We start from the raw sequence: 24,085 nt of genomic DNA on the forward strand, positions 1-24,085 counted from the left end.
GGGGGCGGGTATGGCGGAGCAAGCCACGGGGAAAAACGAAGTGCAATGCCCGCATTGTGGACACTTCGTTGGCCCGGCATCCCGTTGCTCCAACTGCGGCATGCGCCTCGAAAAGCGAATGGGGCTGAAGGTGCTGCGGCTTTCCGCCGTGGTCGTTGCCTTCGGCGGTTTATGCCTGCTCCACCTCTATGCCCGGAGCCGGGAGCTGCCCGTGGTCAGGATCGCCGAAATCTCACCCGTCATGAATTTCGCCAACGTGCGGATCGCGGGAACCCTGGAATCCGGTGCCCGCAAATTGCGAAGCGGTTCGGTGCTCTATGTTGTTGATGATGGAACTGGAACCATTGCGGTTTTCGCCGACTCGGCTTCGGAGGGCGGCAGCCTGCCTCCCGGCGGAAGCCGGGTGGAGGTCTCCGGCAACCTGAGCGTGGGGGCCGGAAACGAAATCCGCATGCGGGCCCATCGGGTGGACGTGGTGGCCCCGGGCGCGGTGAATGGGGAAGGGGAGGCCTCGCTTTCTAGCATCGCGGCAGCGCGCAAGGGCGAGCGCGTTACGGTTTGCGGCCGCGTTTCAAAAGTTTGGCGGCCGGACAGGGGATCGAAGGCCCCGCACAAGATCGTGCTTGCCGATGGGGGCGGTACGCTGGAGGTTGTCCATTGGTTGGAAGAGCCGCCCATCATTGTGGCGGGCGACAGGGTCAAGGTGTCGGGCACGGTGGGCGTCTACAAGGACAAGGTGCAACTCAAGGTTTGGGAGACCGGCGATGTCGTGTCGCTGGAATAGGCGATGATGCTATTGCCCGCCATCCTCTCCGTGCTGTCCGGCACACTGGTCGCGTGCATTGTCGCGATCCTTCCGGGATTGCATGTCTACAATGTCATGGGATTGGCGATGGTGCTGCTTTATCGGGCGCAGGATGCCGGGATGTCCATAGGCGGCGAGTTGGTGATTCCTTTCATGGTCGGGCTCGTTTGCGGGTGGTCGATGCTCAACACCATTCCCTCCGTGCTGTTGGGGGCGCCGGACGAGAGCGCGATCTTCACGGTGCTCCCGGGGCAAAAATATCTGATGGGCGGCCGCGGCTACGAGGGCGTCATGATCATTGGCGTGGGAGGCTTGGCCGGCATCGGATTGCTCTTGCTGGTCGTCGGTCCGCTGGCGCCCCGGATCCTTCCGGTTGCGCAGTATGTCCTGATGCCGCACATGCACTGGATCCTGTGGGTGATCATCACCTTCATTCTCATGACCGAGTGGCCCAAGGGCGGCAACCTCGGGGTTGCGGGATGGCGCAAGTTTTTCGATGCCTGGAAAGGGCTGGCGGCTGGGCTGTTAACCTTTTTCCTGTCGGGCTGGCTGGGCTTTATACTGCTCTACCGATCCCCGGTCTCGCCCGATGCCGCGTTCCAGAACATCATGCCGGCCTTCGTGGGGTTGTTTGCCGTTCCATGGTGTTTACTCAACATGATCAGCGGGGTGCAGGTGCCTGGGCAACGAATTTCCAAATCCTTCGGAATCAATGGCGACGTCATTTTGCGGAGTGCCGCCGCCGGTGGGCTGGGGGGCGGTTTTGCCGCGTTTTTCCCGGTCGTCACCGGTGGGGTTGGCGGTTTGTTGGCGGGGCATGCCACCGCCCAGCGCGATGAACGCGTCTTCATGATGAGCCAGGGCGTCTCGAAGATGGTTTATTATACGGGCGCGCTGCTGCTCTTCTTCGCTCCCGGCCTGAACCTGACCCGGGGCGGAGGGGCGTGGATTATCAAAGGATTCTACGAACCCGTGGGGTGGGGCGACTATTTCCTTGCGCTCGGGTGCATCGCCATCTCCGGCGCGGTCTCGTTCCTGCTTCTTTCGCCGTTGTCCCGTTTCACCTTGTGGCTGATGGGGAGGATCGATTATCGCACCATCTCCGGTGCCGCACTGCTCATTATTCTTCTGATGGTCTACCTGGTGACGGGCTGGGCCGGAATCTTCATCATGCTGGTCGGGACCGGCATTGGCCTGATCCCCGTGCTGTTCGGCTCGCGACGGCTCAACGGCCTCGGCATCCTTCTCCTGCCCATCGCCTGCAACATGTCCGGCTTCGGTCCAACCGTCGCCGCCTGGTTCGGGTTGCTCTAGAGCATTTTAAATAATTCTATAGCCATTAGATGAGTCATTGTGTAGAGTTCTTTGCATGAGCACTCTATCACTGGATCTACGCCAGAGAATTCTGGCCACCTACGATGCCGGAGAAGGAACCCGGCAGGACATTGCTGACCGATACAAGGTATCGCTTGGTATGGTAAAGAAGCTCCTCTCGCAACGGAAGCGAACCGGCGATATCGCCCCGCTTCACAGCCATTCAGGAAGAAAACCCTACTTCACCCAAGAGCACCGGAAGCAGATGAAAACGCTGATTGATCGGCAACCTGATATCACGTTGTGGGAGATCCGAGAGCAACTGGAGCTCGATTGCACGCTGCCTGCCATTCACTATGTACTCAAGGACATGGGGATGAGCTTTAAAAAAAACGCTTCACGCCAGCGAGCAAGGGCGCGAAGACGTGAAACTCGCACGGGCTGAGTGGATGGCCATGCAAGGGCAACTTGACATTGCTCGGTTGGTCTTTATTGATGAGGCTGGAGCCAAGACCAATATGACTCGGCTGTACGGACGCTCGCCGAAAAATGAGCGGGCTTACGATCACGCCCCGCATGGCCATTGGTGTACCACCACCATGATCTCCTCCATTCGTTTCAACGGAGAAACAGCCTGCATGGCGATTGATGCCGCCACAAGCGGCGATGTATTCCGTGCCTATGTCGAACAGGTTCTAGCTCCGACTCTTCGAGTGGGCGATATCGTTGTGCTTGATAACCTCTCGGCTCATAAGGACAAGGCTTCGTTACAGTTGATCGAAGAAGCTGGGGCAGAGGTTTGGTTCCTTCCGCCCTACAGTCCTGATCTCAATCCCATCGAAAAGATGTGGAGCAAAGTAAAGCAATTGCTTCGCGGGGAAAAAGCGCGCTCCCTGGAATCTCTGTTTGATGCGATCGGCGCTGCCTTAGGGTGCGTTAGTGCGGCGGATGCTCAAGGTTGGTTTGCCTCATGCGGCTACAGTTTAAATTAAATTGCTCTAGAACCCGGCACCGACTCCGATGCTGAAGAAGGGTTCCCAGTCGTCGTAGGGGGATTTGTCGCTCTGGAGCACATCGAACAGGATCTGTGCATTCAGCCAGCTGCGTTCACTGAGCGGTTGAATGTATCCCCCGCCGGCAAACAGGAACGGCACCCATTCCCGTTCCGAGCTGCCGTCCGTATAGAACAGCTCATAGTTGTATGTTGCGGGTTCGAGTTGCACATAGAATTTCGGGTTGATCTGATGCCTTGCAAAAATACTGCCCCCGTAATTGCTGGTTGTATGGCTCGTGGCATACCGGTCATCCTTAATGTAGTCATAGCGGACCTTGATTCCTGTTGAGAGCTTGGGGGTCAGCCGATAACCGAGCATAGGTTCTATTCCGATAACCGTATAGCTTCCGATGGACAGGTTGATATACCCCCCAAAGAAGAGGTTGTCCCGAATGCTCGATTGGGGTTTTGTGGCGAGTGGCTTTTTGTTTGCAGCATCCGTTTCTTCGCGCACGGGCGGTCTGTTTTCTCCGTCGGTGTCCGAGGAATCATCGGTGTCTCCGGCAAAAACGTGCAGCCCGCCGGCCATAAACAACCCGAGTAATACGCGACCTATCTGTTTCATTGTATCTGCTCTCCAATTTGTTTTTACATGGCGCCAAATCGATCAGTGAAGCGAAGGAAGAAATACCATCTTTTAAAACGGCAGTAGACAACTATTACCTTCCAAAATTGACCTGCCGTATTGCGGGGTGCTTTTTTGTTCATGCCCGAATGCCTCTGCGCTAAAGTGCCTGTATCCGTGGCGCTCGGATAGGGACGCAAACGGGAGGCTTGCATTACGTTTGAGTGAAACCGGCACACAGGGAATTTTTAATGAGCATGAACAAAACAACAACCGATACGGCTGCCCATAGACAGCCCATGAAGATCATCAAGCGGTCTGAAATGGCGAATTGTTACACTATGGCGGAGGCGATAGACGGAATGTCGCGCGCGTTCGCCAGCCTGTCATCCGGCGAGTGCGAAGTCCCGCACCGGTACATCGTGAATACGTCGGACGACGCGATGACCTTGTTGTCGAAACCCGTGTTTGTGACTAATCAGGACAAGTTCTGTGTTAAGATCCTGACCCAAAAAAACACCTATGCCGTTCCGGGCATTCCAACCATTCTGGGCGTTGTCCTGCTGATGGATGCCGTGACCGGCGAAATTCTCGCAATGATGGATGGGGACTTCATCACCGCCATCCGCACGGGGGCGGCCAGCGGGCTCGCCACGAAATACCTGGCGCGGGAGGATTCCCGTACCTTGGCGGTCTTTGGGTGCGGAGGCCAGGGAAGAACCCAGCTCGAAGCCGTGGATGCCGTGCGCGATATTGAAAAGATCTGGGTTTTTGACCCATCCCGGGAGCACGCCGAAAGGTTCGTTGAGGATATGAGCCGTAAAACCAAGGCAAGCATTGAGATTGGCCAAGATCTGTCGGTGCTGAAAGAGGTGGACATCATCTGCACCGCGACCAACGCGCAACGCCCTCTTTTTTATAAGGAACACCTAAAGAAGGGAACGCACATCAATGCCATTGGCTCCTTCCGGCCCGAAATGCAGGAACTGGATCCGGCCATCATCCACTCGTCCCGGTCCTATTTCGACGACATGGAGGACTGTCTTAACGAAAGCGGCGATTATTTGAAGGCCATCGGTAACGCCGGGCATTCCTCCGAGGATTCCAGCGAATGGCTCGCCGGCGAGATCGGCGCATGTGTTCTTGGAAGGATCGGGGGGCGGATCAATCCCGACGAGACCACCATTTTCAAAAGCGTGGGAACCGCGATCCAGGATTTTGTCGTGGCGGAGGAAATCTATGGGAAATCCAAAGCGGACGGTTTCGGGACGGAGATCCGGCTGAACGAATAGCCTGTTTTGGTGCCGCAGTTGGTTCTGATCCTGCTACATTGATTCCATGGAAATGATCCACGAATCCATTTCAATCCTGGGCGCATTCGCTCCCTTTGCCTGCATCGCCCTATTCCTGCTGGCCAGCCTGCTGGTCGTATGGCGGCTTGAGGTTTTGTCGGGCCAGGGCGTGGAGGGCACCGTGCTTGGAACGATTTTCATGCCGTTCTGCTCCGGCATGGGCAATCTGGTGTTTGCGATCGTGCTGGCCCGGAACCATGGAAGTGGCGACGACGTGCTCGTCAACTGCCTGTTCAACAACATCACCAACCTGACGCTGTTGATCGGCTTGCCCGTGCTGATCTGGAGCATGGCGAGCATTCCGCGCAAAAAGAGCCAGGCGGCATTGCGCGAGCACAAGGTCGGTAGGCTATCGCTGGCGCTCAACCTGGTGGCGGCCCTGTTTTTCTCGCTCTTTGTTTGGTTGCTTGCGATCGATGGAACGCTTTCCAGAATGGATGGTTTCGTTCTGCTGGCCCTGTTTGTTTTTTGGCAGTGCTTCCATGTCTACGACGTGAAAAAGACCAACCTGCTCACGAAAAAGCGCTATCCGGCAACGCTGGTGTTCGACGTGGTTTTGCTGCTGGCGGGGGCGTTCGGGGTTTTCATCAGCACCGACTGGCTGGTGCAATGGTTCCAGACGCTCGATAGCAAGCTGGTTCCTGCCCACGTGCTAGGCTGGGCAAGCGGCGTGCTCATGGTGTTGCCGAATGCGCTGTTGGCCTTCTACTACGGAGCCAAGGACCGCATGGACGTCGTCTATACTTCGCAATCCGGCGATGCGCACATTTGCATCCCCCTTTGCATCGGTATTTTTGCGGCGTTCCGGGCCATTCCTTCCTCGGCCTTCCTGCAGCAATCCCTGCTGATCCTGATGGGGCTATGTGCCGTGCACCTGGTTTTCGTGGTGCTGCTCGGACGCTTGCCCCGAATCTTCGCGGCCCTCTTCCTGGCCGCCTTCGGCTATTTCCTATGGGCGGGATTGAGGTAGCGAGGCTTGCTCACGCCTGTAGCGGATCGGCGATGAACGCTTCGAGCAGCTCGCTGAAGTGGATCTGGGCGGAGGTCCACCGGGGGTTGCTGGTGATTTCCCCGGTACTCTTCCCCGTGTTGTTGAAAAGCACGAGCAGGTCGGTTCCAACGCACATGTGGGCATCGAAGCCGGAGCCATAGCCCTCGTGCGAAAAGGCAAAATCGCCAACGGGAATGCGGTTGGGGTCGAGCGTGTCGCGCAAGGCGGCGATGTCGGTGCTGAAATCGGCGAGAAACTCGTCTTTCCGGTTTCCGCCATATTCAATCAGCTTCCAGCCGTTCACGCTCTTTTCCACAATGGCCCATTCATCGAACACCGGTTCGCCAATGGCGCGTTCCAGGTTGAGCAGGGCGGTGTCGATACGGTCGGTGGCGGCAGCTAGGTTCATGGTAAATCCTCGGAAGTTATTTGCCGTTTACCATAATGGATTCGGAGGAGGGGGCAATAAAACAACGGTCGTGATGAAAAAAAACAGCGCACGGGAAAAGAGGAGGAGAAACCCATGCACTGCCTTGAAACTGTTGCAAGCTTCACACACGAAACGAACGCCTCCACCGGTTGTGGACACGCCCTCCACTCTTTTTCCCCGGACGGAAAAAGTGACGGCCGTCAGTTTTTCCGTCCGGCATGTGGCTTCATGGTTTCGGCCGGTGGCCGGATGGAGTGGCGGTTAGGCTTTTTTGCCGCGGCTGAGGATGGGGAGGAAGACCAGGCGCGGGCAGATGAAGACGGCGACCAGTGCGATGGAGAGGCCGACGATGCCTTTGGTGGTTTCGGCCTGGGCCAGCGCCGGGGCAATGATGCCGATGCCGAGGAGCATCCAGAGGGTTAGAAGGCCGCGCATGTGGCGCCCCATGATCTGGGGGATGTTGAAGAAGAGGTCGAACACCCAGTGTTCGAGCAGGGCGCCGTGCTCCCCGAAGACCGGGATGATGTGTACGACGGAGGTGGCGCGGCGGCTGACGAGGAAGCGCGCGAGGTGCGGGTAGGTGGTGGTCATTTGCAACGGGAAGGCGAGATAGCCGATATATTTGACGAACGAGAGCGGTGCGGCCACGAGGTAGTCGCGCCAGTTGCGCTCGCGGATCATTAGATAAACCACGTAGAAGCCTCGGCACAGGGAGCCGGGGGAGATGGGGGTGACTTGGAAGAGGGCAACGATGCCGGCGAAGGCCAGCGATGCGTCGGATTTGTCGCCCGTCTTGTGGAAGACATAGGCCGCGACGAAAGCGCCGGTGATGACGCTGAAGATCTGGGTGACGGGAATGGTGCAGAAGTGGACTGCCATGCTTTTGAGGTATTTGACGATGTAAGGTTCCTTGATGATGGAGACGATATGGTCGTGCTCCTCCCTGGTGAGCATGCCGTCGGCCTCGCCCTCGGCAACCTGGTCGAGGAACCACTTTTCGCGGAACGCTTCATCCTTGGCGAAGTCATAGATGAATTTGAAGAAGGCCACGAATCCGTTCCATGCGATAACCGGCCGGATGCAGAGGCGGTGAAGGCCGATGGGCAGGAAGCCGACCGTGAAGCGCTCGAGGAAAAAGAGTCCGGGGTTATCTGCGAGCTTGCGGGTGCGCGTTTCGTCGGTGCGTCCGGCGCGGTGCCAGCCGATGAGGTCGTGCGCGGCGCGAGCCTTGAGAGCGGCCTTGAAATAGGCCGGTTTGGTGAAAATGCCAAGCATATGCTTGCGGAAGCTGCGGCTGCCCCAGCGCTGCCGGATCATCTTGCCGAGCAGCGGAACCGCGCCCAGCAGGTGGAAGAACGAGAACGTTAGGCCTCCTTTGCGCAGCGTTTCGGCAAAATCGTCATCGACGAGGTCGTCGGCCAGATAGCCTTCGACGAGGCCGTTGATCACATCCTGCCGCAACTCCTTGTCGAAGGTGGGGCGCAGGCCGTGGTGGGTGATGTCCCAAAGCGACCGGCGATAGGCGCGATCCTGCACCTTGAGTTCGTCGATCATGGGTTGGACATCGGTAAACACCTCGGGATGGTCGGCCACATAGGCCTCCATCTTGGAGAGGTCGCAACGGTCGAACTGGACGAGGGCTCCGCGTTTCAGCCCGTTGAGGATGAGTTTGAAGTCGCCGGGGCTCATGGGCAGCCAGGGGAGCAGGGCGAGGCCGGCGCGGAAGTCGATGGCGCAGAGGCCGCCGTCCGCGGTGTCGGTTCGCTTCATGCAGTTGGGCTGGCTTTTCATGGTCGACCATTCGTACTGCCGGGCAAACTCGGGGGCCCCCATGGCGTGCATCAGTTCAACCATGTCGCGCATGAAGCGGCGTTTGTCGACATACTCAGGGCTACCGGTCGCTTCCAGCGGGACATTTTTCCAGTCGAAGCGGCGGGAGATGTCTTCGTCGGCCTCGAGGTGCCACATGCGGCCTTCGACCCATTCGGTGATCTCGCCATAGGCATTGAGGTTGGAATCCCAGAAGGAGGCATAGGCATCCTTCACGGCGGTTTCGCGGCCAAATTTGACGAGTCCGGCGCGGCGAACCAGCTTTTGCCAGAGCAACCCGGCGCGGCAGGCGCCATGGTTCACCTGCGAGCTGAACGGCCCTTGGAAGGCGAGCCAATAGGTGGTGTTGCGGAACCAGCGCGAAAAGCCGCTGGGGGGGATGACGATCTTTACGGCGTAGAGGTTGCCTTTTTCCAGCCCGGGAATGAACGTGCCTGCGGGAAGCTCAAGCCCCGTAAGTTTGCAGCGGTAGACCTGGCCGGCAAAACCGCCGCCGAGGAATTTATCGACCGTCAGCTCGGCTTTGCCGGAAATGGCAGGGAAGACCCCCGTGATGTCGATGGGCAGGACGGTGCCTTTTTCATAGCGCACCGGGCGATGCTTGATGAGCAGTTGCGGATCGCCTGCGGCTTTTCCCAGTTCGTTGCAAAGTTCGGATGAATAGTCTTTTTTCGCCATGTGTTCCCCGTTGAAAATGCAAAACAGCCGGAACCATGCCAAACCCCGCTTCCAATAACAAACCCTATGGAAGTTAAAAGGTGGCGGGGTTCCCTTGGCGGCCATCGGGGAGCGGATGTGTGTTTCCAAGTGTTTCGCTTCAGGTTGTTTAACCTTATTGGGACTTGCCACAAACAATGCTTTCTATAATGGTTCTAAGTATCCGTCGATGCATTGGAGCTGTTATTTATGGAAAATATTGGAGCAACTTGTTTTGCGATAGCCGTTGCCAGCCTGTGCTGCGTAGGCGAAATCATGGCTTCAGCCACGACGGCTCCTGTCTTTATCACCGGTACATCCAGCAACGACACGCTGTATGGAACGGCGGGAAACGACTGCATCGATGGCCTTGAAGGCGGCGATGTGATGATCGGGCTTGGGGGGGATGATTACTACTACGTTGATCACGAGCAGGATACCGTGGTTGAAAATCCGGACGAAGGTTTCGATACCGTTGAGTTGAAGTTTTGTTTCTGGACGAACATGAACGGCTGGCTGAATTCGGAGATCTATTCCATACCCACGAATGTGGAAAAGGTGGTCATGGGGCAGGATGCGTTCGACGTGGTTGAGTTTGCATCCAACACGCTCGCGCATGTGTATGGCGATCCGATCGATTGGCGCGACCGACTGGACGATAATCAGTTCGATAATGCCAGCAATTTGGTGAACACCTGCACGATGGCCTCAATCGCCAATGTGATGACCATGCTCGGTGAAGTGATCACGGAAGAAGAGGTGATTGCATACATGTACGCCAATGATTTGGTGGGGAACCGCGCCCGGGGGGATACGGATCCTGCCAATGTGGCCGTTGCGCTTGAAAGTGGATATGGTTGCGAGGTCTCGCTGTTAACGAATCGCCCGATGCCGGAAGTGGCGGAATACCTTGAAAGCGGGAAGGCCATCATCCTGGGGGTGGATTACGGCGTTGTGAATGTAAATGCGTCTCCCCGGGGCTATGACGACCACGCGATCACCCTCACCGGTGTGGCCTACAACGAAATGACCGGTGAACTCGAGGGATTCTATTATTGCGACAGCGGCGACGAAACCAATCCATCCGGAGCGTCCTTCATGTCGACCAGCCTCTACCACGAGGCGCACGGACAGTATGTGCCTGACGGGAATTATCCGGGGGCCCAGATCGTCGTGGTGGACTTCCCCTTGAAGATCCAACGCGACAGTTTCCGGGTGGAAGGCTCCGTCGGCGGCAGTCCTGCAATCATTGGCAACAGCGGCGACAACGTGATCTGGACAACGGATGGCAATGATTATGCCGAGGGCGGCAAGGGAAACGATGTGTTCCACGACGAGACCGGAGGCAACGATGTGTTCCTTCCCGGCGAAGGCAACGATGTTGTCCATAGTTTTTCCGGTGCCGATAGTTTTGTCTTTTCGGAAGGCGGCGGTATCGATGAGGTCATCGATACAGATGCCGATCTTGACGAACTGGTATTCGATGCGAGCGTCGACAAGGCTGGCATGGTTCTGGGACTGGATGGCAGCGATCTATGGGTGGCCTATGGCAGTAATGATCGGGTTCGGGTGTCCGGTTATGACAATGGGTATGGTTTCTCGATTCGTATGGCGGATGGCACAGCACTTGAGCCTTCCGCCTTATCGAACCTGGTTGCACAAATGGAAGCCTATTGTGGAACCAACGGCATCGATTTTTCCGACCCTGCGGCGGTGCAGGCCGACTCCAACCTCGTTGCCATGATACAGGGCGGTTGGCGGCAGGATACGAATGCAATCAACTACCAGGCATGGATTGCCATGCACGCCGTGGGGCACGCATCGAGCGGCTATGCGCAGGCGCCGGCGGGCGATGGCGTGGGAAACCTCCTCAAATATGCCGCCGGTTTTTCGCCCTTCGTTCCGGTCGCGGCCAGCAACCTCTTCACGTTTGCCGGCGATTCCTCCACCGGGCGCTTCAAAATGGTCTACGCCCAATCCAGGCGCGCCAACGCTTCCCTGGTGCCGGAATGGTCGGCCTCGCTCACCAACGGTTGGCAAGCGGGAGGCATTCAGACCATCATTCTCAACGAAACCTCGACGAATGAGTTGCGGGAAGCGTCCGTCCCGTTGGGGCAGACGGGCTTCATGCGCCTTCGCGCCGTGCTGGAGGAATAGGTCCGTCCTGCCTGAATGCATGCCGATTTCGCTTGAATTGAGGGTCGGCCTTGCACATATTCCACCGATCTTCAGGGCAGGGTGAAATTCCCGACCGGCGGTGACAGTCCGCGAGTTGGTCCGATGTTCGGAACAACAGGATGCAGTGGAATTCTGCGACCGACAGTATAGTCTGGATGAGAGAAGATTGTGCATTGCCATAGGTCTGCGATTTGCCCTGAAGACGTGCGGTCTTCAGGGTTTTTTGATTTACAGGAGCAAATTATGAGCAATGAGATTTTCGATCCCATCGAGGACGTGGCCAAGGCATTGGCCCGTGGAGAAATCGTCCTGGTGACGGATGATGAAGATCGGGAGAACGAAGGCGATCTAATCTGTGCGGCCGAGCTTTGTACGCCGGAGATGGTTAATTTCATGATCACCCATGCCCGCGGATTGGTGTGCATGCCCATCACCCGCGAACGCGCGGCCCACTTGGGGCTTTCCCGCATGAATGTTTCGCACGAAGGCGATATGTTCCAGACCGCATTCACCATTTCGGTCGATGCCGTCGGCTGCACGACGGGGATCAGCGCCCACGAGCGCTCGATGACCATCCGGGCCATCGTGGATGAACAAACCCAGGCCGAAGACCTGCTCTGCCCCGGGCACATCTTCCCCCTCATCGCCATGTCCGGCGGTGTGCTGGACCGGGCTGGGCATACGGAAGTGACGGTCGATCTAATGAAGATTGCCGGGTTGAAACCCGCCGGCGTGATTTGCGAAATCACCAACGACGACGGCACCATGGCCCGATTGCCGGAGCTGGTCGAATTCGCGAAAAAGCATCAGCTGAAGATGACTTCGGTCGCCGAGGTGACCAAATACCGCTACACCCATGAAAAACTGGTCAAGATGGAGCGGGAAATCAATATGCCGACCGATGCCGGCGACTTCCGCCTGAAGCTCTATAGCTCCAAGGTCGACAACAAGGACCACCTTGCCTTGGTCTGTGGCGATGCCGGCTCCGGCAAGACCCCGCTGGTGCGGGTGCACAGCGAATGCCTCACCGGCGACGTGTTCCATTCCATGCGGTGCGACTGCGGCGCGCAGCTGCATACCGCCATGCACGCCATCCAGGAGCACGGCTACGGCGCCATCGTCTACATGCGCCAGGAGGGCCGCGGTATTGGCCTCGCCAAGAAGCTGCACGCCTACGAGCTGCAGGAAAAAGGCATGGACACCGTCGAGGCCAACGAACACCTCGGGTTCGATGCCGACCTGCGCGACTATGGCGTCGGCGCGCAAATCCTCTCCGACCTGGGCATGACGACGATCAACTTGCTCACCAACAATCCGGCAAAGATCGCCGGACTCGACAAATACGGTGTTTCCGTCGGGGAGCGTGTTCCTTTGGCGCTCATGCCAGGGAAGCACAACGATTTCTACCTCGCAACCAAGCGCGACAAGCTCGGGCACATGCTTTAAAGGAAACGATCATGGGAAAAGGCATTTCAAAATCAATTGATCCAATTGGCGGCATTGGCGCCCGCCAGGTGCTAGGCAACCTCGATGCCTCTGGCCTGCGGTTCGGCATCGTGGTGGCGCGCTTCAACGACCAGCTGACCGACGAGCTGGCGCGCAGTGCCTACCAGTGCCTCGAAAAGAACGGCGCCAAGCGCGAAACCATCGATGTGGTTCGGGTTCCGGGAGCCTACGAGATTCCGGTCGTTGCCGAAAAGATGGCCGCAAGCAAGCGCTACGACGCCTTGATTGTTTTGGGCGTCGTCGTCGAAGGCGAAACGCAGCATGCGCAGATGATCATCGATACCACCGGGCAGAGCATTCTCGACATGGCCTGCAAGCACCAGATTCCGGTCATCAACGAAATTGTCGGCGTCCGCACTTGGGCGCAGGCCGAGGCCCGTTGCCTGGGCGGCGAAAACACCCGCGGCTGGTACGCCGCCGAAGCGGCCATTGAAACCGCACGTGTCTATAAGCAGTTGTGACGGAGCTTGACACGTGACTACTGTGACTACATTGTTCCGCCTGTAGATCAATCAAGGAAGGTTCCCATGCAGGTTGCAGTTAGAGAGGCAAAAGCGAAGCTCAGTAAGTTTGGTGATATGGCCCATGATGGCGAGGTGGTGGTTGTTTGTAAGAACGGCGAGCCTTGGTTCGATTTGGTTCCGCATGCCAAAACGAAAAGAAAGACAACGCCATTGAGCGGGGTGAAGCCCTTGATTCCGGAATCAATCGCAATCGAACCACTTTCCGATGAGGATTTGCCCGGATGGAGCTGATTCTTGATACATGTGGTTTTCTCTCATTGGTCGGTTTGGCGGAACGGGAACTAAGCGAGGTTGCCCGGCAATCGTTGGAAGAGGCTGAGACTGTCTATGCAATGTCATGCTCTCTGTTCGAAATCGCAATCAAACACAAGAAAGGTAACATTGGGATTCAACCGTTTGAAAGCGCCATGGTGCTTTGGGAAACGGCGATCAAGGAATACTGTTTGACCGAGCTGCCGGTCTCGGGGAAAGCTTTTTTCGAGTCAACCCAGCTATCCGATCATCATGCTGATGCGTTTGACCGGATTATCATCGCGGAATCCCTGGGCCGCGATATCCCAATTGTTACGTACGATTCCGTCTTCAGCCACTACGGGGTGGAGACCATCAATTAAATGAGGATTTATGAAGAAAAAACTTAACGGACGCCGCCAGACCCGCGAATGGATCATGCAGTTCCTGTTTCAGCTGGATTTCAACCCGGAGCCGATCGATATCGCGCTGCAGGATTTCTGGGAGGAAAAGGAGCCGAGCGAAAAGGAAAAAAGCTATGCCGAGGAAATCATCAAGGGCGTGGTGCAACGCAAGGCTGAGCTCGACGAACGCCTTTCCGTATATGCCAAGCGCTGGAATTCCGACCGCATGGGCGCGGTCGACCGTACCGTAATGCGCGTCGCCCTGTTTGAAATGCTCCATCGCGAGGATGTTCCGCCGATCGTATCGATCAACGAGGCCGTCCACTTTGCCAAGGACTTCAGCAGTTTCCAATCGGGCCGCTTTGTGAACGGCGTGCTCGACCGCATCCGGAAGGATATCGACCGTCCGGCCCGCACCACCTACAAGCCGCGGGGGAGCGAATAATGGCGGGTTGGCTCGGGGCGCTTAAAAAGACCCGCTCCATCATCGGCAAGGTATTCTCCGCCAAGACCAACATCGAAGAGATGGAGGTCGAGGAGATCGAGGAAATCCTGCTCCGTTCCGATGTGCCGGCGCGCCTGACGATGGAGATCGTCGATGAGCTCGAATATCCCACCCGCAAGGCCTCCCGCCGTGAGCGCCTGACCGCTATGCTGCTGAAGGAGCTGGGCGAAGCCAAAACCTTCGTGTGGCAAGCCGAGCCCAAGCCGCACGTCATCATGCTGCTCGGGGTCAACGGATCCGGCAAAACGACCACCGCCGCCAAGCTGGCCAAGCGGGCGCAGGGGCAGGGGCTCAAGCCGATGCTCTGCGGTTCCGACACGTTCCGCGCCGCCGGTTCCTCCCAGCTCAAGCTCTGGAGCGAAAAGGTCGGTTGCGATTTCGTCGGCGGCGAAATGGGGCACGATGCCGCAGGGGTTGCCTTCAACGCGGTCGATTCCGCCCTCGAAAAAAACTGCGACGTGGTGCTGGTCGATACCGCCGGGCGCATGCACACCAAGACGCCGCTGATGGACGAGCTACCCAAGATGTGCCGATCCATGAACAAGCGGCTCGAAGGTTCGCCGCACGATGTCTGGATGGTGCTCGACGCCTCCCTCGGCCAAAACGCCATCATCCAGGCCAAGCAATTCAACGAAGTCGTGCCGCTCACCGGCATCGTCGTCACCAAGCTCGACGGTTCCTCCAAGGCCGGCTTTCTCTTTTCCGTGCGCACCGAACTCAACGTGCCGATCCTCTTCACCGGCCTCGGCGAAGGCGAAGGCGACCTCGTTCCGTTCGATGCGGTAGCGTTTGTGGACGCGCTGTTTGGCGATACCGGAGATCCCGAAAGCGAATAGTTTAACCACGAAGATAGGAAGGGCACGAAGGAGGATAATCGGAATGAAATTTGATGACCTGTCAAACAAGGTGATTGGTTGTGCTCTGAAAGTTCATAAGGAACTTGGTCCGGGATTACTGGAATCCGCGTATGAGCAGTGTCTTTGTTATGAATTGTCAAAAGCCGGAATCGGGTTTGAGCGCCAAAAAGAGCTGCCTGTTCAATATCAGGATGTCAAGATAGATTGCGGTTATCGAATAGATCTATTAATTGAAGGTGCTCTGATCATCGAGTTGAAAAGTGTAGAAGAGTTGCAGAGAATCCATGAAGCGCAACTTCTGACCTATATGAAACTTTCAAAAATCGGAACAGGGCTGCTGATTAACTTTAATTCTATTTTATTGCGTGATGGCATCAGAAGATTAGTTCTCTAGGAGCACTTCGTGTTCTTCCAATCTTCGTGGTGAATCAAATATGACTTCTGACGAAACATTCATGATGCGGGCGATCGAGCTGGCGAAGATGGGCGAGGGGCTGACCCGCCCGAATCCGCCGGTGGGTGCCGTGCTCGTACTTGAAGGCCATATCGTCGCCGAAGGTTGGCACCGCAAGGCCGGTGAAGACCATGCCGAACGCGATTGCATCGGTAAGCTTCCGCCGATGCCCGTCAATCTGAGCAGCGCCACCCTTTACGTCACGTTGGAGCCGTGCTCCACCCACGGGCGCACACCTCCCTGCACGGACATCATTCTGGAAAAGGGGATTGGTCGTGTGGTGGTTTCCGTCGTCGATCTGAATCCGGCGCACGCCGGTCGCGGACTGAAAATTCTCGAAGAGGCCGGTGTTGAGGTGGTTTCCGGTGTTTGCGAAGCCGAAGGCCGCGAACTGGTCGCCCCGTTCGAAAAATTCATCACCTCCGGCATGCCCTACGTCACGCTCAAGCTGGCATCCACCCTTGACGGAAAGATTGCGGACAGCGAAGGCAACTCCAAATGGATCACCGGCGCCGAAGCCCGCGAGCGGGTGCAGGCCATGCGCCGACGTGCCGACGCCATCATGGTCGGGGCCGGGACGGTGCGCGCCGACAACCCTTCGCTGCTGCCACGCCCGTCCGAGGGCCGGGAACCGTTCCGGGTGGTTATTGGCACAACTATTCCCGCCGATTGCAAGGTGCTGACCGACGGGGCCGCAGGGCGGACATTTGTGCGCTACGGCGCGTTGGTCGGCGTTCTGAAGGAATTGGCGGAAGAACACAGCGTAATGCATGTGCTGTGCGAGGGCGGCGGCAAGCTGGCCGCGCGGTTGATCGAAGACGGACTGGTGGACGAGTTTGTCTTTTTCATCGCCCCGAAACTGATGGGCGCCGACGGCCTGCCGAACTTTGCCCAAACCGGCGGGCTGATCGCTGGTGTGAAAGAATTGAAGTTCCATTCGGTGGAACAGGTGGGTGAAGACATCCTTATTAAAGCGAAAATGGAGAAGTAGTTATGTTTACAGGCATTGTTCAGCGACTCGGAAATATCATTGATATCAAGATGGAAGGCACGGCGGGGCGCATCACGATGGTGCCGAACCGCCCGTTCGACCGCCCGGTCGGGCTGGGCGACAGCATCGCCGTGAACGGCACCTGCCTGACGGTGGCCGCCATGGACGGCAACAAGCTGATGTTCGATGTGCTCGGCGAAACGTTCGCCAAAACCAACCTCGGCGAAAAAACGCCGGGCGACGAGGTCAACCTCGAGCTGGCGCTGGCGCTGGGCGACACGCTCGGCGGGCACATTGTGACCGGGCACGTCGACAACACGGGCACCGTTGCCGCCGTTGAAGAGGTCGGGCGCGACAAGAAGTTCACGATCGAGTGCTCCAAAGATATGCTGATGCTGATGGTCTACAAAGGTTCCATCGCCATCGACGGTATCTCGCTGACGGTCGCCGAGCTGACCGATAACGGCTTCATCGTCCACATCATCCCGCACACGTTGCAGGAGACCGACATGTCCGACTTCGCGGTCGGCACCAAGGTCAACCTCGAGGCCGACATTCTCGGCAAGCACGTGCAGCGCATCCTCGAATTCGGCGGAGGCCAGGACTACCGCCTGAATTTGAACGGTTAAGGCGACAACCACGGAATACACTGAATACACGGAAGTTTGTTGGTGCAGGTTCTGTGTATTCAGTGTATTCCGTGGTCTGGAATGATGCGGAAACAATTTAATGAAACCGAAGGTCATTAAAACCGAAGAAGAATACGACGAAGCCCAGTCCCGCATTGAGGTGTTGATGGGGATGGAGAAGACGCCAGAGGTGGTGGCTGAGCTTGAGCTATTTGCGACCCTGGTAGAGGTGTCTGAGGATAGGGTATACCCGATGCCTGCACCGGATCCCATTGCGGCGATCCGCTTCCGCATGGAGCAACAGGCGTTGAAACAAAAGGACTTGATCCCGTATGTCGGTAGCAAGAGCAAGGTTTCGGAAGTGCTTTCAGGTAAGCGTTCGTTGAGCATTTCCATGATACGGAAAATACATGAAGGGTTGGGCATCCCGGTGGAAGTGCTGCTTGGGCAGGGTTCCGAACCGGAGGCGCTGGTTGCATAAGAAACGCTAAACTATGGCGCCGAGAGGGACTGATGTTAATACGAAGACCATTGTTGATTGCCTTTGCCCTTGCGGTGTCTTCCGGTGCAATCGCCGCTAAGCGCGAGAAGCAAATATTCCTCGTGATCGACGATGCGGGGTTGGCCTTGCATGAAACGCAGCAGTTCCTCGACATCCCGGTGCCGATGACGATTGCGGTGCTGCCGCACCAGAAGCAGACCAAGGAGGTCTGCAAGGCGATTTCCAAGGACCGGAAAAAGGAGATTATCCTGCACCAGCCGATGGAGGCCTACAATGCGTCGAAGAATCCCGGCGTCGGGGCGATCTACAACGGGACGAAGCCTGCCGACGTCCGGAAGATCCTGGACTCGAACCTAGAATCCGTCCGTGGTGCGGTGGGGGTCAACAACCACATGGGTTCGCGCGTGACCGAAAACCGGGAGGTCATGTCGGAGGTGCTGGGGTATTGCAAGCGGCAGGGCTTGTTCTTTCTCGACAGCAAGACCGCCTACAATTCCCAGGTGCCATACCTTGCCCCCAAGCATGGCATGCACGTTGAATCGCGCCATATCTTCCTCGATATCCAGAAAGACCGCGACTATGTCCGCCGCATGTGGGGCAGCGCCGTTGGGCATGCCAAGGAACACGGTTATGTGGTGGTGATCGGGCACATTTGGTGTGCCGAAACGGCATCCGCGATCCGCGACAGTTTCGAAACCCTCCAGAACCAAGGCTATACCTTCCATAAGCTTTCGGAGCTATACGAATGAAGGTTCCGCCGGTCGCTGACAAGTCGGTGCTCATCACCGGGTGCTCGTCCGGCATCGGGCGGGCTGCGGCGGAAATGCTGCGTTCCAAGGGCTGGAAGGTTTTCCCGACGGCCCGCAAGTCGGCCGACCTGGAATCGCTGCGGCAGGCCGGGTTCGAGGTGGTTGAGTTGGATGTTTCCTCCAGTGCCTCGATTGCCGACGCCGTCGATAAGGTGATGGACGCAAACGGCGGCCGGTTGGGTGCGGTGGTCAACAATGCCGGATTCGGCATGCCGGGTGCGATCCAGGATCTGACGCGCGATGCCATGCGCCAGCAGTTCGAAGTGAATGTCTTCGGGTTGCAGGAGCTGACCAACGGGCTGATACCGCTCTTCCGGAAGCAGGGCTACGGGCGGATCGTGAATGTTAGCTCCGTGGTCGGACGGCTCGCGCTCCCGTTCATGGGCATCTATTCCGCCTCCAAGTTTGCGCTCGAAGCCATTAGCGATGCGCAGCGGGTCGAGCTGTCTCCGGATTCAATCTCGGTCTCCTTGGTCGAGCCGGGCCCCATCCGTACAAGGTTTTCGACCAACTGCGCGGGGCAGGGAGAGGAGAGGCTCGATACGGGGGCCTCCAAGTTTGGCGCCGCCTACAAGCAGTATTTCGAAAAGCGCCGAAACGGCGGCATGTCCGAAGACCGCTTCCGCCTTCCTCCCGAAGCGGTCGCGAAAAAAATTCTCCATGCCTTGGAGTCGCCGCGCCCGAAGATTCGCTACAAGGTGACCCTTCCGGCCTACCTGGGGGATCTGGCGGCGCGTTTTGTGCCCGCCCGCTGGATCGACCGCATGATGATCGACCATGTGAAAAAGCGCTTTGGTTAGCCGCCCGCCCTGCCTATAGTGTGTTCGGTTCAATGGAGGAACATGTAATGAGACGCGCGTTTTTTTTGGGTTGGGCTTCGATCGCATGGCTGGCGGGCTGTTCATCGGTTTCGGTGGTGCGCGACTACGATGCATCCTTCGATTTTTCCAGCCTGCAAACCTTTGCCTGGCAGCATGCCGACCAACCCCGCACCGGGAATCCCCGGACTGACAACGACTTGATCGACGAGCGGGTGCGCGATGCCGTGAACGCCGAACTGACGGCCAAGGGTTTTCGATTGGTTGATCGGGCCGCGGCCGATTTCCTGTTGGCCTACTTCATCGAATACCGGCAGCGCATCGGGGGCAGTTCCGTGAGTTTCGGGATCGGCGGCGGAAGCTATGGCCGCTACGGCGGTGCGTCCTATGGCACCAACGTTTCCGACTATGAGGAGGGCGCCCTGACCATCGACATCATCAACCCCGCCGACGAAAAGAACTATTGGCGCGGGGTTGGCCGCCGTACGACCTACGACCGCGGCAATCCGGAAAAAACCACCAAGGTCGTGAATGCGGCGGTTGCCGACATCCTGAAAAAGTTCCCGCCCGGGAAGTAGAGCGGTGGTGGTCTTGCGCGGGCTCGGCCGCGCGCCGCGTCGTTATCGTTTTCGGTTGTCGGCGATATAGTTGAGCATTTGCTCCCCGCGCGCCGGGTCCACCTTGGCGAGTTCCTTCGCCTCGCGCTCGGCATCGTTCCACTGCCGCTGCTGGAAATAGGAATAGGAGAGCATGTAGCGCGCATCGGCATATTTGGGATCCACCTTCAGCGCATTGATGTAGGCCACGGAAGCCTCGCTGTACTTTTTCAGGCTGAAGAGCGCATACCCCAGGTTGTAGTGGGCAAACTTCTGGTTCGGATCGGCCTTGATCGCCAGCTCGAACTCGCCGATGGCCGAGTTGAATTTCTGGGCGGTCAGCAACTTCGAGCCTGCGTCCATGTGGCGCTTGGCGGCCGCGGCATCGGTTTTGGGGGCTGTTGGGGTGCTTTGTCCGCTCAAGCGGGCAATCGCCTGGTTGGCGGCATCCGCGTGAGTTCCCATCGAACCGGCTTTTCTAATATACTGGCGGTACCAGTTCAGGGCTTCACTGTGGTTGTTGAGCTTTTGTTCATGAATGACGCCGAGGTTGTAGGCCGCCGGGGCATAGTCGGGGTAGGCCGAAACCACCTGCTTGAGTCGTTGGACGGCGGTATCGCTGTGGTGTTGGAGTTCGGCAAGCGCAAGGGCATTCTGTCCGGCCGGACTCTGGGGGTTGGCTTTAACGGCCGCGGTTATGGCCCGCGATGCTCCCGCCCAATCCTGTTTCTGGGCGGAAACCAGGCCCAGCATCGCCAAGGCAACCTGGTTTTTCGAATCCCCACCGAGCACATTGTTCAAGGCAACCTCGGCTTCGTCGAACCGGCCGGCATGGAACAGGGCAACGCCGAGGTTCAGGTTGGCGCCCGTCAGCGATTCGGCCAGGATGCACGATTCGTTGAACGCGTGCGCCGCTTCCTCGGTCTTGCCGAGCTCCCACAGAATCAGGCCAAGCTGGTTCCATGCAATGGATTTCTTCTCGTTGCCGGTCGTTTTACGAATGGCCTTTTCCAGTAGCCCCTGGGCTTTCACCAGCTCGCCGGATTCCCAGGCCGCCAGGGCCTTGTTGTATTCCTTTTCGCCCGCCCGTTCGCCGCAACCAATGAACATCAACAGCGCCACCGTCAGGCAGCCTGCCACTAAAACCGATTTTTTATTCTTCATTGCCCGGAAATTCCTTTAACCCACACCTCTCGGGTGCGCGGTCCGTCAAATTCGCAAAAATAGAGGCTCTGCCAGGTGCCGAGCTGCAGTTTTCCCCCGCTAACAATCACTTGCACCGATGAACCCATCAGGCTCGCCTTAACATGCGCCGCCGTGTTGCCCTCGAAATGGCTATAGCCACCGCTCCAGGGCGCCATCCGGTCGAGCACCAGATCCATATCGGCCGTCACATCGGGGTCGGCATTCTCGTTAATCGTAATCCCCGCCGTCGTGTGCGGAATGAAAACCGTAACAACGCCATCGATAAGTCCCGCCCCGGAAACAGCTTGCGCCACCTGCTGGTCGATCTTCACAAAGTCCGTCCTGGAACTCGTCTGTACGCTGAATTTTTTCATGAGCTGACACCATATCCGAACCCCCGATATTTTGAAGCGGAAAGTTCCCGCCCACCGAAAAAAAGAGATCCCGGCCCGAAAGTATATCATCCAACCACCACGATCGTGGTGGTTGGATGATATACCTAGAGGGGTTGAATGGGCGTTTTAAAACTTGGAGGCTTTCATTTGTGTGGGTTCGGGAGTTAAATCCGACGATTCATAACAAGGTTGATTGAGTTGGATATACTTGCAGACCAAATTTTTTCGTTGGCCATCATGGCCGTGTTGCTGTGTTGTTCGGCGTTTTTCTCCGGTACGGAGACCGCGTTGTTTTCGCTGAGCCGTGAGCAGGTCAAGGAGCTGCGGGCCCATGGGCACCAGGTTGAGCGGCTGCTGGCCTTGCTGTCGGACAATCCCGCCGGGTTGTTGATCGCCATCCTGTTCGGTAACCTGGTGGTGAACATTCTCTTTTTCAGCATGAGTGCGGTGCTGTCGCTTGAAATCGGAACCCGCTATGGCGACTGGTGGCAGGCGGTGGTGGGGATCGTGGTGCTGCTGGTGGTGATCCTTGCGGGCGAGATCCTGCCCAAGGCCATTGGCATCTCCTTCCCGGAGCGGGCCGTACGGCTGAGCTCGGTGCCGTTGATGGGCTGGTTCCATTTTATGGGTCCGGTGCGGCGCGTGCTGGAGGCGATCACCCGCAAAATGGAACCTTCCACCCAGCACGATGAAAAGCTCAATGCCGACGAACTCAAGATGCTGATCGATGCCACCCACCACGATCCCACCTTCGGGAAGCAGGAAAAAGCGATTGTGGAGGATATTGTCAACCTGCCCGAAATCCGCGTGCGCGAGCTGATGGTTCCCCGGGTCGAGCAGCTTTTCCGTCGCGCCGATGCGCCGTCGGGCGAGGCCTTGGCGGAGGCGGCGGAGCAGGAAGTTGATCTGATTCCGATCTATGAGGAGGACGAGGACAACATTGTGGGTGTGGTCGAGGTGCGAGATCTTTTTGTGAACACCGATCCCAGCCGTTCCCTGGTCTATTTTTCCAACCCGGTTGCCTTTGTTCCGGAGACCAAACGTGCGGATGAAATGCTGCGCGAGTTCCTGGCGGGGGGGCACCGGATGGTGTGCGTGGTGAATGAATATGGCGGGCTGGCCGGAACCGTTTGCATGGAAGACCTGCTGGAGGAGGTCGTCGGGGAATTCGATGTGCTGGATGTGCCCGCCATTGAGCAGCTGGGCGTGGCAACCTACCGATTGCCGGGCAATCTCGGCATTCGCGAGTGGCGCAGCCTGTTTGTTGGGTTTTTGCCGGACGAGGCCATGCGCGACCTCGCTCTCGATACGGTGAGCGGACTGGTGGTTTCCCTGCTCAAGCGGATGCCTGCGGCAGGCGATGTGGCGCGGCTCGGCAACCTGCGCTTCACGGTCGAGCAAGTGCGCTCGCGCCGGATCGAGACGGTTCTCCTTGAGCTGGTTCCGGAGGAGAACGGGGGGACGGCCCAATGACTGACGCCTTGATTATCATTGTGGCGGGTTTTCTTTTTTCGGCACTGTTTTCCGGCATTGAAACCGGAAGCTATATGCTGAACCGCATCCGCCTGCGCAAGTATGAGCGCGAGCAACGGCCCTCGGCGCGGATGCTGGCTTCGGTGCTGCGCTATCCCTATATTTTCATCTACACCGTGCTCATTGGAAACAATGTCGCGGTCTACATGGTGTCGAAATCCGTGACCGACCTCTATCTGGCGACGGGGCTGGACGCAGGCCATATGTTGCTGGGCTTCATCCCCTGGAATGCCGAGACCGCCGCCACGCTGACCCTGATGCTGCCGCTGTTCCTGCTGGCCGAGGTGGGCCCCAAGAACCTGTTTCACAAGAAGGCCGACGTGCTGATGTACCGGTTCGCCCCGCTCATGCAGTTGCTGGTTTGGCTTTTGTGGCCGATTACCTGGTTGCTCAAGCAGTTGTTCAAGATGTTGACCCACGGAAGCTCCAGCTCTGCCGGGCGCGAGCTGCACCGCCTTTCACCGGATGCGCTGCGCGAATATTTCTCCACCGGGGAAAAGGAGGGCGTCATCTCCTCCGACCAAAACCGCATGATGGACAACGTTTCCTCCATGCACGAGGTGCCCATCCGCACGCTGATGACCCCGTTCCGGAAGGTGCCCACCCTGCCGGACACGGCGACGGTTTCCGATTTTAAGCAGCTCGTTGCCCAGCGGGAGACCGGCTATGCCATTCTCATGCACAAGCATACCGTCGTCGGGTTCGTTTCGCTCTTTACCGTGGTGAACCGCAAGCTCGACGATGCGGCTCCGCTGAAGCCGTATGCCGGGAGCGTGCTCAAGTTGCAGGAGAGCCACAACCTCAAGTCCGCTTTCTACCGCCTGCGCCGCAACCCGCGCCACAGCGCCGTCATCACCGATGCCCTGCACCATCCCGTCGGCTTTATCCAGTTGGAGGACATCGCCCGCTACATCGCGAAGAAATAGACCGA

General features: G+C 57.7%; 27 protein-coding genes and 1 riboswitch. Of the genes, 22 read left to right on the forward strand and 5 right to left on the reverse strand.

Annotated features, from left to right (window positions below):
* Window positions 1–10 precede the first annotated feature (10 nt).
* From E9954_RS18515 to E9954_RS33080, 4 genes are read left to right on the forward strand one after another with little or no spacing between them, the layout of a single operon-like run.
* A complete protein-coding gene (locus E9954_RS18515) occupies window positions 11–784 on the forward strand; it encodes an OB-fold nucleic acid binding domain-containing protein (protein ID WP_136080774.1) in 774 nt (257 codons plus the stop codon).
* Window positions 785–787: 3 nt separating this feature from the next.
* The gene (locus E9954_RS18520) at window positions 788–2,119 is read left to right on the forward strand and encodes a tripartite tricarboxylate transporter permease (RefSeq protein ID WP_136080775.1); all 1,332 of its coding nucleotides are present in this window, start codon (window positions 788–790) and stop codon (window positions 2,117–2,119) included.
* A 55-nt stretch (window positions 2,120–2,174) separates the two neighbouring features.
* Complete coding sequence (locus tag E9954_RS33075; protein WP_222847016.1) at window positions 2,175–2,564, forward strand: IS630 transposase-related protein; 390 nt, start codon at window positions 2,175–2,177, stop codon at window positions 2,562–2,564.
* The gene (locus E9954_RS33080; RefSeq protein ID WP_222847015.1) at window positions 2,545–3,111 is read left to right on the forward strand and encodes an IS630 family transposase; all 567 of its coding nucleotides are present in this window, start codon (window positions 2,545–2,547) and stop codon (window positions 3,109–3,111) included. The genes E9954_RS33075 and E9954_RS33080 overlap by 20 nt, the downstream gene beginning before the upstream one ends.
* Window positions 3,112–3,117: 6 nt before the next feature.
* Here the strand turns inward: E9954_RS33080 and E9954_RS18530 are convergent, their stop codons facing one another.
* Entirely contained in the window at window positions 3,118–3,738 is a 621-nt protein-coding gene (locus E9954_RS18530) for a hypothetical protein (RefSeq protein WP_136080776.1), read from the reverse strand.
* Between the two features lie 257 nt (window positions 3,739–3,995).
* Here E9954_RS18530 and E9954_RS18535 point away from each other — a divergent pair, with 257 nt between their 5' ends.
* Both E9954_RS18535 and E9954_RS18540 read left to right on the forward strand, forming a co-directional pair.
* Window positions 3,996–5,030, forward strand: coding sequence for an ornithine cyclodeaminase family protein (locus E9954_RS18535; RefSeq protein ID WP_168442391.1), 1,035 nt, complete (start codon window positions 3,996–3,998; stop codon window positions 5,028–5,030).
* A 46-nt stretch (window positions 5,031–5,076) separates the two neighbouring features.
* Window positions 5,077–6,060: a sodium:calcium symporter gene (locus E9954_RS18540; RefSeq protein ID WP_136080778.1), complete on the forward strand. Its 984-nt coding sequence runs from the start codon at window positions 5,077–5,079 to the stop codon at window positions 6,058–6,060.
* A gap of 10 nt (window positions 6,061–6,070) precedes the next feature.
* Here E9954_RS18540 and E9954_RS18545 read toward each other — a convergent pair whose 3' ends face one another.
* The gene (locus E9954_RS18545) at window positions 6,071–6,490 is read right to left on the reverse strand and encodes a hypothetical protein (RefSeq protein WP_136080779.1); all 420 of its coding nucleotides are present in this window, start codon (window positions 6,488–6,490) and stop codon (window positions 6,071–6,073) included.
* A gap of 282 nt (window positions 6,491–6,772) precedes the next feature.
* Window positions 6,773–9,019 carry a hypothetical protein gene (locus E9954_RS18550; RefSeq protein WP_136080780.1) on the reverse strand — a complete coding sequence of 749 codons (2,247 nt, stop codon included), beginning with the start codon at window positions 9,017–9,019 and terminating at the stop codon, window positions 6,773–6,775.
* Between the two features lie 294 nt (window positions 9,020–9,313).
* Here E9954_RS18550 and E9954_RS18555 point away from each other — a divergent pair, with 294 nt between their 5' ends.
* From E9954_RS18555 to E9954_RS18620, 14 genes are all read left to right on the forward strand, one after another.
* On the forward strand, window positions 9,314–11,194 hold the full coding sequence (locus E9954_RS18555; RefSeq protein ID WP_168442392.1) for a C39 family peptidase: 1,881 nt from the start codon (window positions 9,314–9,316) through the stop codon (window positions 11,192–11,194).
* Window positions 11,195–11,257: 63 nt separating this feature from the next.
* A riboswitch (FMN riboswitch) is annotated at window positions 11,258–11,386 on the forward strand.
* 72 nt (window positions 11,387–11,458) lie between these two features.
* On the forward strand, window positions 11,459–12,661 hold the full coding sequence (locus tag E9954_RS18560) for a bifunctional 3,4-dihydroxy-2-butanone-4-phosphate synthase/GTP cyclohydrolase II (protein ID WP_281281246.1): 1,203 nt from the start codon (window positions 11,459–11,461) through the stop codon (window positions 12,659–12,661).
* Window positions 12,662–12,672: 11 nt separating this feature from the next.
* Entirely contained in the window at window positions 12,673–13,182 is a 510-nt protein-coding gene (ribH, locus tag E9954_RS18565; protein WP_136080782.1) for a 6,7-dimethyl-8-ribityllumazine synthase, read from the forward strand.
* Between the two features lie 66 nt (window positions 13,183–13,248).
* Window positions 13,249–13,476, forward strand: coding sequence for a type II toxin-antitoxin system Phd/YefM family antitoxin (locus E9954_RS18570; protein WP_136080783.1), 228 nt, complete (start codon window positions 13,249–13,251; stop codon window positions 13,474–13,476).
* Window positions 13,467–13,859 (forward strand): type II toxin-antitoxin system VapC family toxin, encoded by a 393-nt coding sequence (locus E9954_RS18575; protein WP_136080784.1) that lies wholly within the window; start codon window positions 13,467–13,469, stop codon window positions 13,857–13,859. Before E9954_RS18570 ends, E9954_RS18575 begins: the two co-directional genes overlap by 10 nt.
* Window positions 13,860–13,869: 10 nt before the next feature.
* Window positions 13,870–14,325, forward strand: coding sequence for a transcription antitermination factor NusB (nusB, locus tag E9954_RS18580; protein ID WP_136080785.1), 456 nt, complete (start codon window positions 13,870–13,872; stop codon window positions 14,323–14,325).
* On the forward strand, window positions 14,325–15,221 hold the full coding sequence (ftsY, locus tag E9954_RS18585) for a signal recognition particle-docking protein FtsY (protein ID WP_136080786.1): 897 nt from the start codon (window positions 14,325–14,327) through the stop codon (window positions 15,219–15,221). Before nusB ends, ftsY begins: the two co-directional genes overlap by 1 nt.
* Window positions 15,222–15,264: 43 nt before the next feature.
* Window positions 15,265–15,636: a GxxExxY protein gene (locus E9954_RS18590; protein ID WP_136080787.1), complete on the forward strand. Its 372-nt coding sequence runs from the start codon at window positions 15,265–15,267 to the stop codon at window positions 15,634–15,636.
* A 40-nt stretch (window positions 15,637–15,676) separates the two neighbouring features.
* Window positions 15,677–16,687, forward strand: coding sequence for a bifunctional diaminohydroxyphosphoribosylaminopyrimidine deaminase/5-amino-6-(5-phosphoribosylamino)uracil reductase RibD (gene ribD, locus E9954_RS18595; protein WP_136080788.1), 1,011 nt, complete (start codon window positions 15,677–15,679; stop codon window positions 16,685–16,687).
* 2 nt (window positions 16,688–16,689) lie between these two features.
* A complete protein-coding gene (locus tag E9954_RS18600; RefSeq protein ID WP_136080789.1) occupies window positions 16,690–17,316 on the forward strand; it encodes a riboflavin synthase in 627 nt (208 codons plus the stop codon).
* A gap of 100 nt (window positions 17,317–17,416) precedes the next feature.
* Entirely contained in the window at window positions 17,417–17,797 is a 381-nt protein-coding gene (locus E9954_RS18605; protein ID WP_136080790.1) for a helix-turn-helix domain-containing protein, read from the forward strand.
* A gap of 32 nt (window positions 17,798–17,829) precedes the next feature.
* Window positions 17,830–18,567 carry a divergent polysaccharide deacetylase family protein gene (locus E9954_RS18610; protein WP_136080791.1) on the forward strand — a complete coding sequence of 246 codons (738 nt, stop codon included), beginning with the start codon at window positions 17,830–17,832 and terminating at the stop codon, window positions 18,565–18,567.
* Window positions 18,564–19,427, forward strand: a complete 864-nt coding sequence (locus E9954_RS18615) for an SDR family NAD(P)-dependent oxidoreductase (RefSeq protein WP_222847233.1) — start codon at window positions 18,564–18,566, stop codon at window positions 19,425–19,427. The genes E9954_RS18610 and E9954_RS18615 overlap by 4 nt, the downstream gene beginning before the upstream one ends.
* 47 nt (window positions 19,428–19,474) lie before the next feature.
* The gene (locus E9954_RS18620; RefSeq protein ID WP_168442393.1) at window positions 19,475–20,023 is read left to right on the forward strand and encodes a DUF4136 domain-containing protein; all 549 of its coding nucleotides are present in this window, start codon (window positions 19,475–19,477) and stop codon (window positions 20,021–20,023) included.
* A 42-nt stretch (window positions 20,024–20,065) separates the two neighbouring features.
* On the opposite strand, the gene E9954_RS18625 is transcribed toward E9954_RS18620, so the two are convergent.
* On the reverse strand, window positions 20,066–21,205 hold the full coding sequence (locus tag E9954_RS18625) for a tetratricopeptide repeat protein (RefSeq protein ID WP_136080793.1): 1,140 nt from the start codon (window positions 21,203–21,205) through the stop codon (window positions 20,066–20,068).
* Window positions 21,202–21,600: a secondary thiamine-phosphate synthase enzyme YjbQ gene (locus E9954_RS18630; RefSeq protein ID WP_136080794.1), complete on the reverse strand. Its 399-nt coding sequence runs from the start codon at window positions 21,598–21,600 to the stop codon at window positions 21,202–21,204. The genes E9954_RS18625 and E9954_RS18630 overlap by 4 nt, the downstream gene beginning before the upstream one ends.
* Before the next feature lie 219 nt (window positions 21,601–21,819).
* Between E9954_RS18630 and E9954_RS18635 the strand changes: the two genes are divergently transcribed.
* Both E9954_RS18635 and E9954_RS18640 read left to right on the forward strand, forming a co-directional pair.
* A complete protein-coding gene (locus E9954_RS18635; RefSeq protein WP_136080795.1) occupies window positions 21,820–23,094 on the forward strand; it encodes a hemolysin family protein in 1,275 nt (424 codons plus the stop codon).
* Window positions 23,091–24,080: a CNNM domain-containing protein gene (locus E9954_RS18640; RefSeq protein WP_136080796.1), complete on the forward strand. Its 990-nt coding sequence runs from the start codon at window positions 23,091–23,093 to the stop codon at window positions 24,078–24,080. Before E9954_RS18635 ends, E9954_RS18640 begins: the two co-directional genes overlap by 4 nt.
* The last annotated feature ends 5 nt before the right edge of the window (window positions 24,081–24,085 follow it).

The sequence above is a fragment of the Pontiella desulfatans genome (assembly GCF_900890425.1).
GTDB lineage: Bacteria > Verrucomicrobiota > Kiritimatiellia > Kiritimatiellales > Pontiellaceae > Pontiella > Pontiella desulfatans.

Bases quoted from the DNA above. Each gene is read 5' to 3' on its own strand.
- E9954_RS18535 (WP_168442391.1), top strand. From the start codon at position 3,996: ATGAACAAAACAACAACCGATACGGCTGCCCATAGACAGCCCATGAAG.
- E9954_RS18550 (WP_136080780.1), bottom strand. From the start codon at position 9,019: ATGGCGAAAAAAGACTATTCATCCGAACTTTGCAACGAACTGGGAAAA.
- E9954_RS18575 (WP_136080784.1), top strand. From the start codon at position 13,467: ATGGAGCTGATTCTTGATACATGTGGTTTTCTCTCATTGGTCGGTTTG.
- E9954_RS18605 (WP_136080790.1), top strand. From the start codon at position 17,417: ATGAAACCGAAGGTCATTAAAACCGAAGAAGAATACGACGAAGCCCAG.
- E9954_RS18520 (WP_136080775.1), top strand. From the start codon at position 788: ATGATGCTATTGCCCGCCATCCTCTCCGTGCTGTCCGGCACACTGGTC.
- E9954_RS18625 (WP_136080793.1), bottom strand. From the start codon at position 21,205: ATGAAGAATAAAAAATCGGTTTTAGTGGCAGGCTGCCTGACGGTGGCG.
- E9954_RS18540 (WP_136080778.1), top strand. From the start codon at position 5,077: ATGGAAATGATCCACGAATCCATTTCAATCCTGGGCGCATTCGCTCCC.
- E9954_RS33075 (WP_222847016.1), top strand. From the start codon at position 2,175: ATGAGCACTCTATCACTGGATCTACGCCAGAGAATTCTGGCCACCTAC.
- E9954_RS18560 (WP_281281246.1), top strand. From the start codon at position 11,459: ATGAGCAATGAGATTTTCGATCCCATCGAGGACGTGGCCAAGGCATTG.
- E9954_RS18530 (WP_136080776.1), bottom strand. From the start codon at position 3,738: ATGAAACAGATAGGTCGCGTATTACTCGGGTTGTTTATGGCCGGCGGG.
- E9954_RS18610 (WP_136080791.1), top strand. From the start codon at position 17,830: ATGTTAATACGAAGACCATTGTTGATTGCCTTTGCCCTTGCGGTGTCT.
- E9954_RS18600 (WP_136080789.1), top strand. From the start codon at position 16,690: ATGTTTACAGGCATTGTTCAGCGACTCGGAAATATCATTGATATCAAG.
- E9954_RS18630 (WP_136080794.1), bottom strand. From the start codon at position 21,600: ATGAAAAAATTCAGCGTACAGACGAGTTCCAGGACGGACTTTGTGAAG.
- ribH (WP_136080782.1), top strand. From the start codon at position 12,673: ATGGGAAAAGGCATTTCAAAATCAATTGATCCAATTGGCGGCATTGGC.
- E9954_RS18620 (WP_168442393.1), top strand. From the start codon at position 19,475: ATGAGACGCGCGTTTTTTTTGGGTTGGGCTTCGATCGCATGGCTGGCG.
- E9954_RS18640 (WP_136080796.1), top strand. From the start codon at position 23,091: ATGACTGACGCCTTGATTATCATTGTGGCGGGTTTTCTTTTTTCGGCA.
- nusB (WP_136080785.1), top strand. From the start codon at position 13,870: ATGAAGAAAAAACTTAACGGACGCCGCCAGACCCGCGAATGGATCATG.
- E9954_RS18570 (WP_136080783.1), top strand. From the start codon at position 13,249: ATGCAGGTTGCAGTTAGAGAGGCAAAAGCGAAGCTCAGTAAGTTTGGT.
- E9954_RS18615 (WP_222847233.1), top strand. From the start codon at position 18,564: ATGAAGGTTCCGCCGGTCGCTGACAAGTCGGTGCTCATCACCGGGTGC.
- E9954_RS18545 (WP_136080779.1), bottom strand. From the start codon at position 6,490: ATGAACCTAGCTGCCGCCACCGACCGTATCGACACCGCCCTGCTCAAC.
- ftsY (WP_136080786.1), top strand. From the start codon at position 14,325: ATGGCGGGTTGGCTCGGGGCGCTTAAAAAGACCCGCTCCATCATCGGC.
- E9954_RS18515 (WP_136080774.1), top strand. From the start codon at position 11: ATGGCGGAGCAAGCCACGGGGAAAAACGAAGTGCAATGCCCGCATTGT.
- E9954_RS18555 (WP_168442392.1), top strand. From the start codon at position 9,314: ATGGCTTCAGCCACGACGGCTCCTGTCTTTATCACCGGTACATCCAGC.
- ribD (WP_136080788.1), top strand. From the start codon at position 15,677: ATGACTTCTGACGAAACATTCATGATGCGGGCGATCGAGCTGGCGAAG.
- E9954_RS18590 (WP_136080787.1), top strand. From the start codon at position 15,265: ATGAAATTTGATGACCTGTCAAACAAGGTGATTGGTTGTGCTCTGAAA.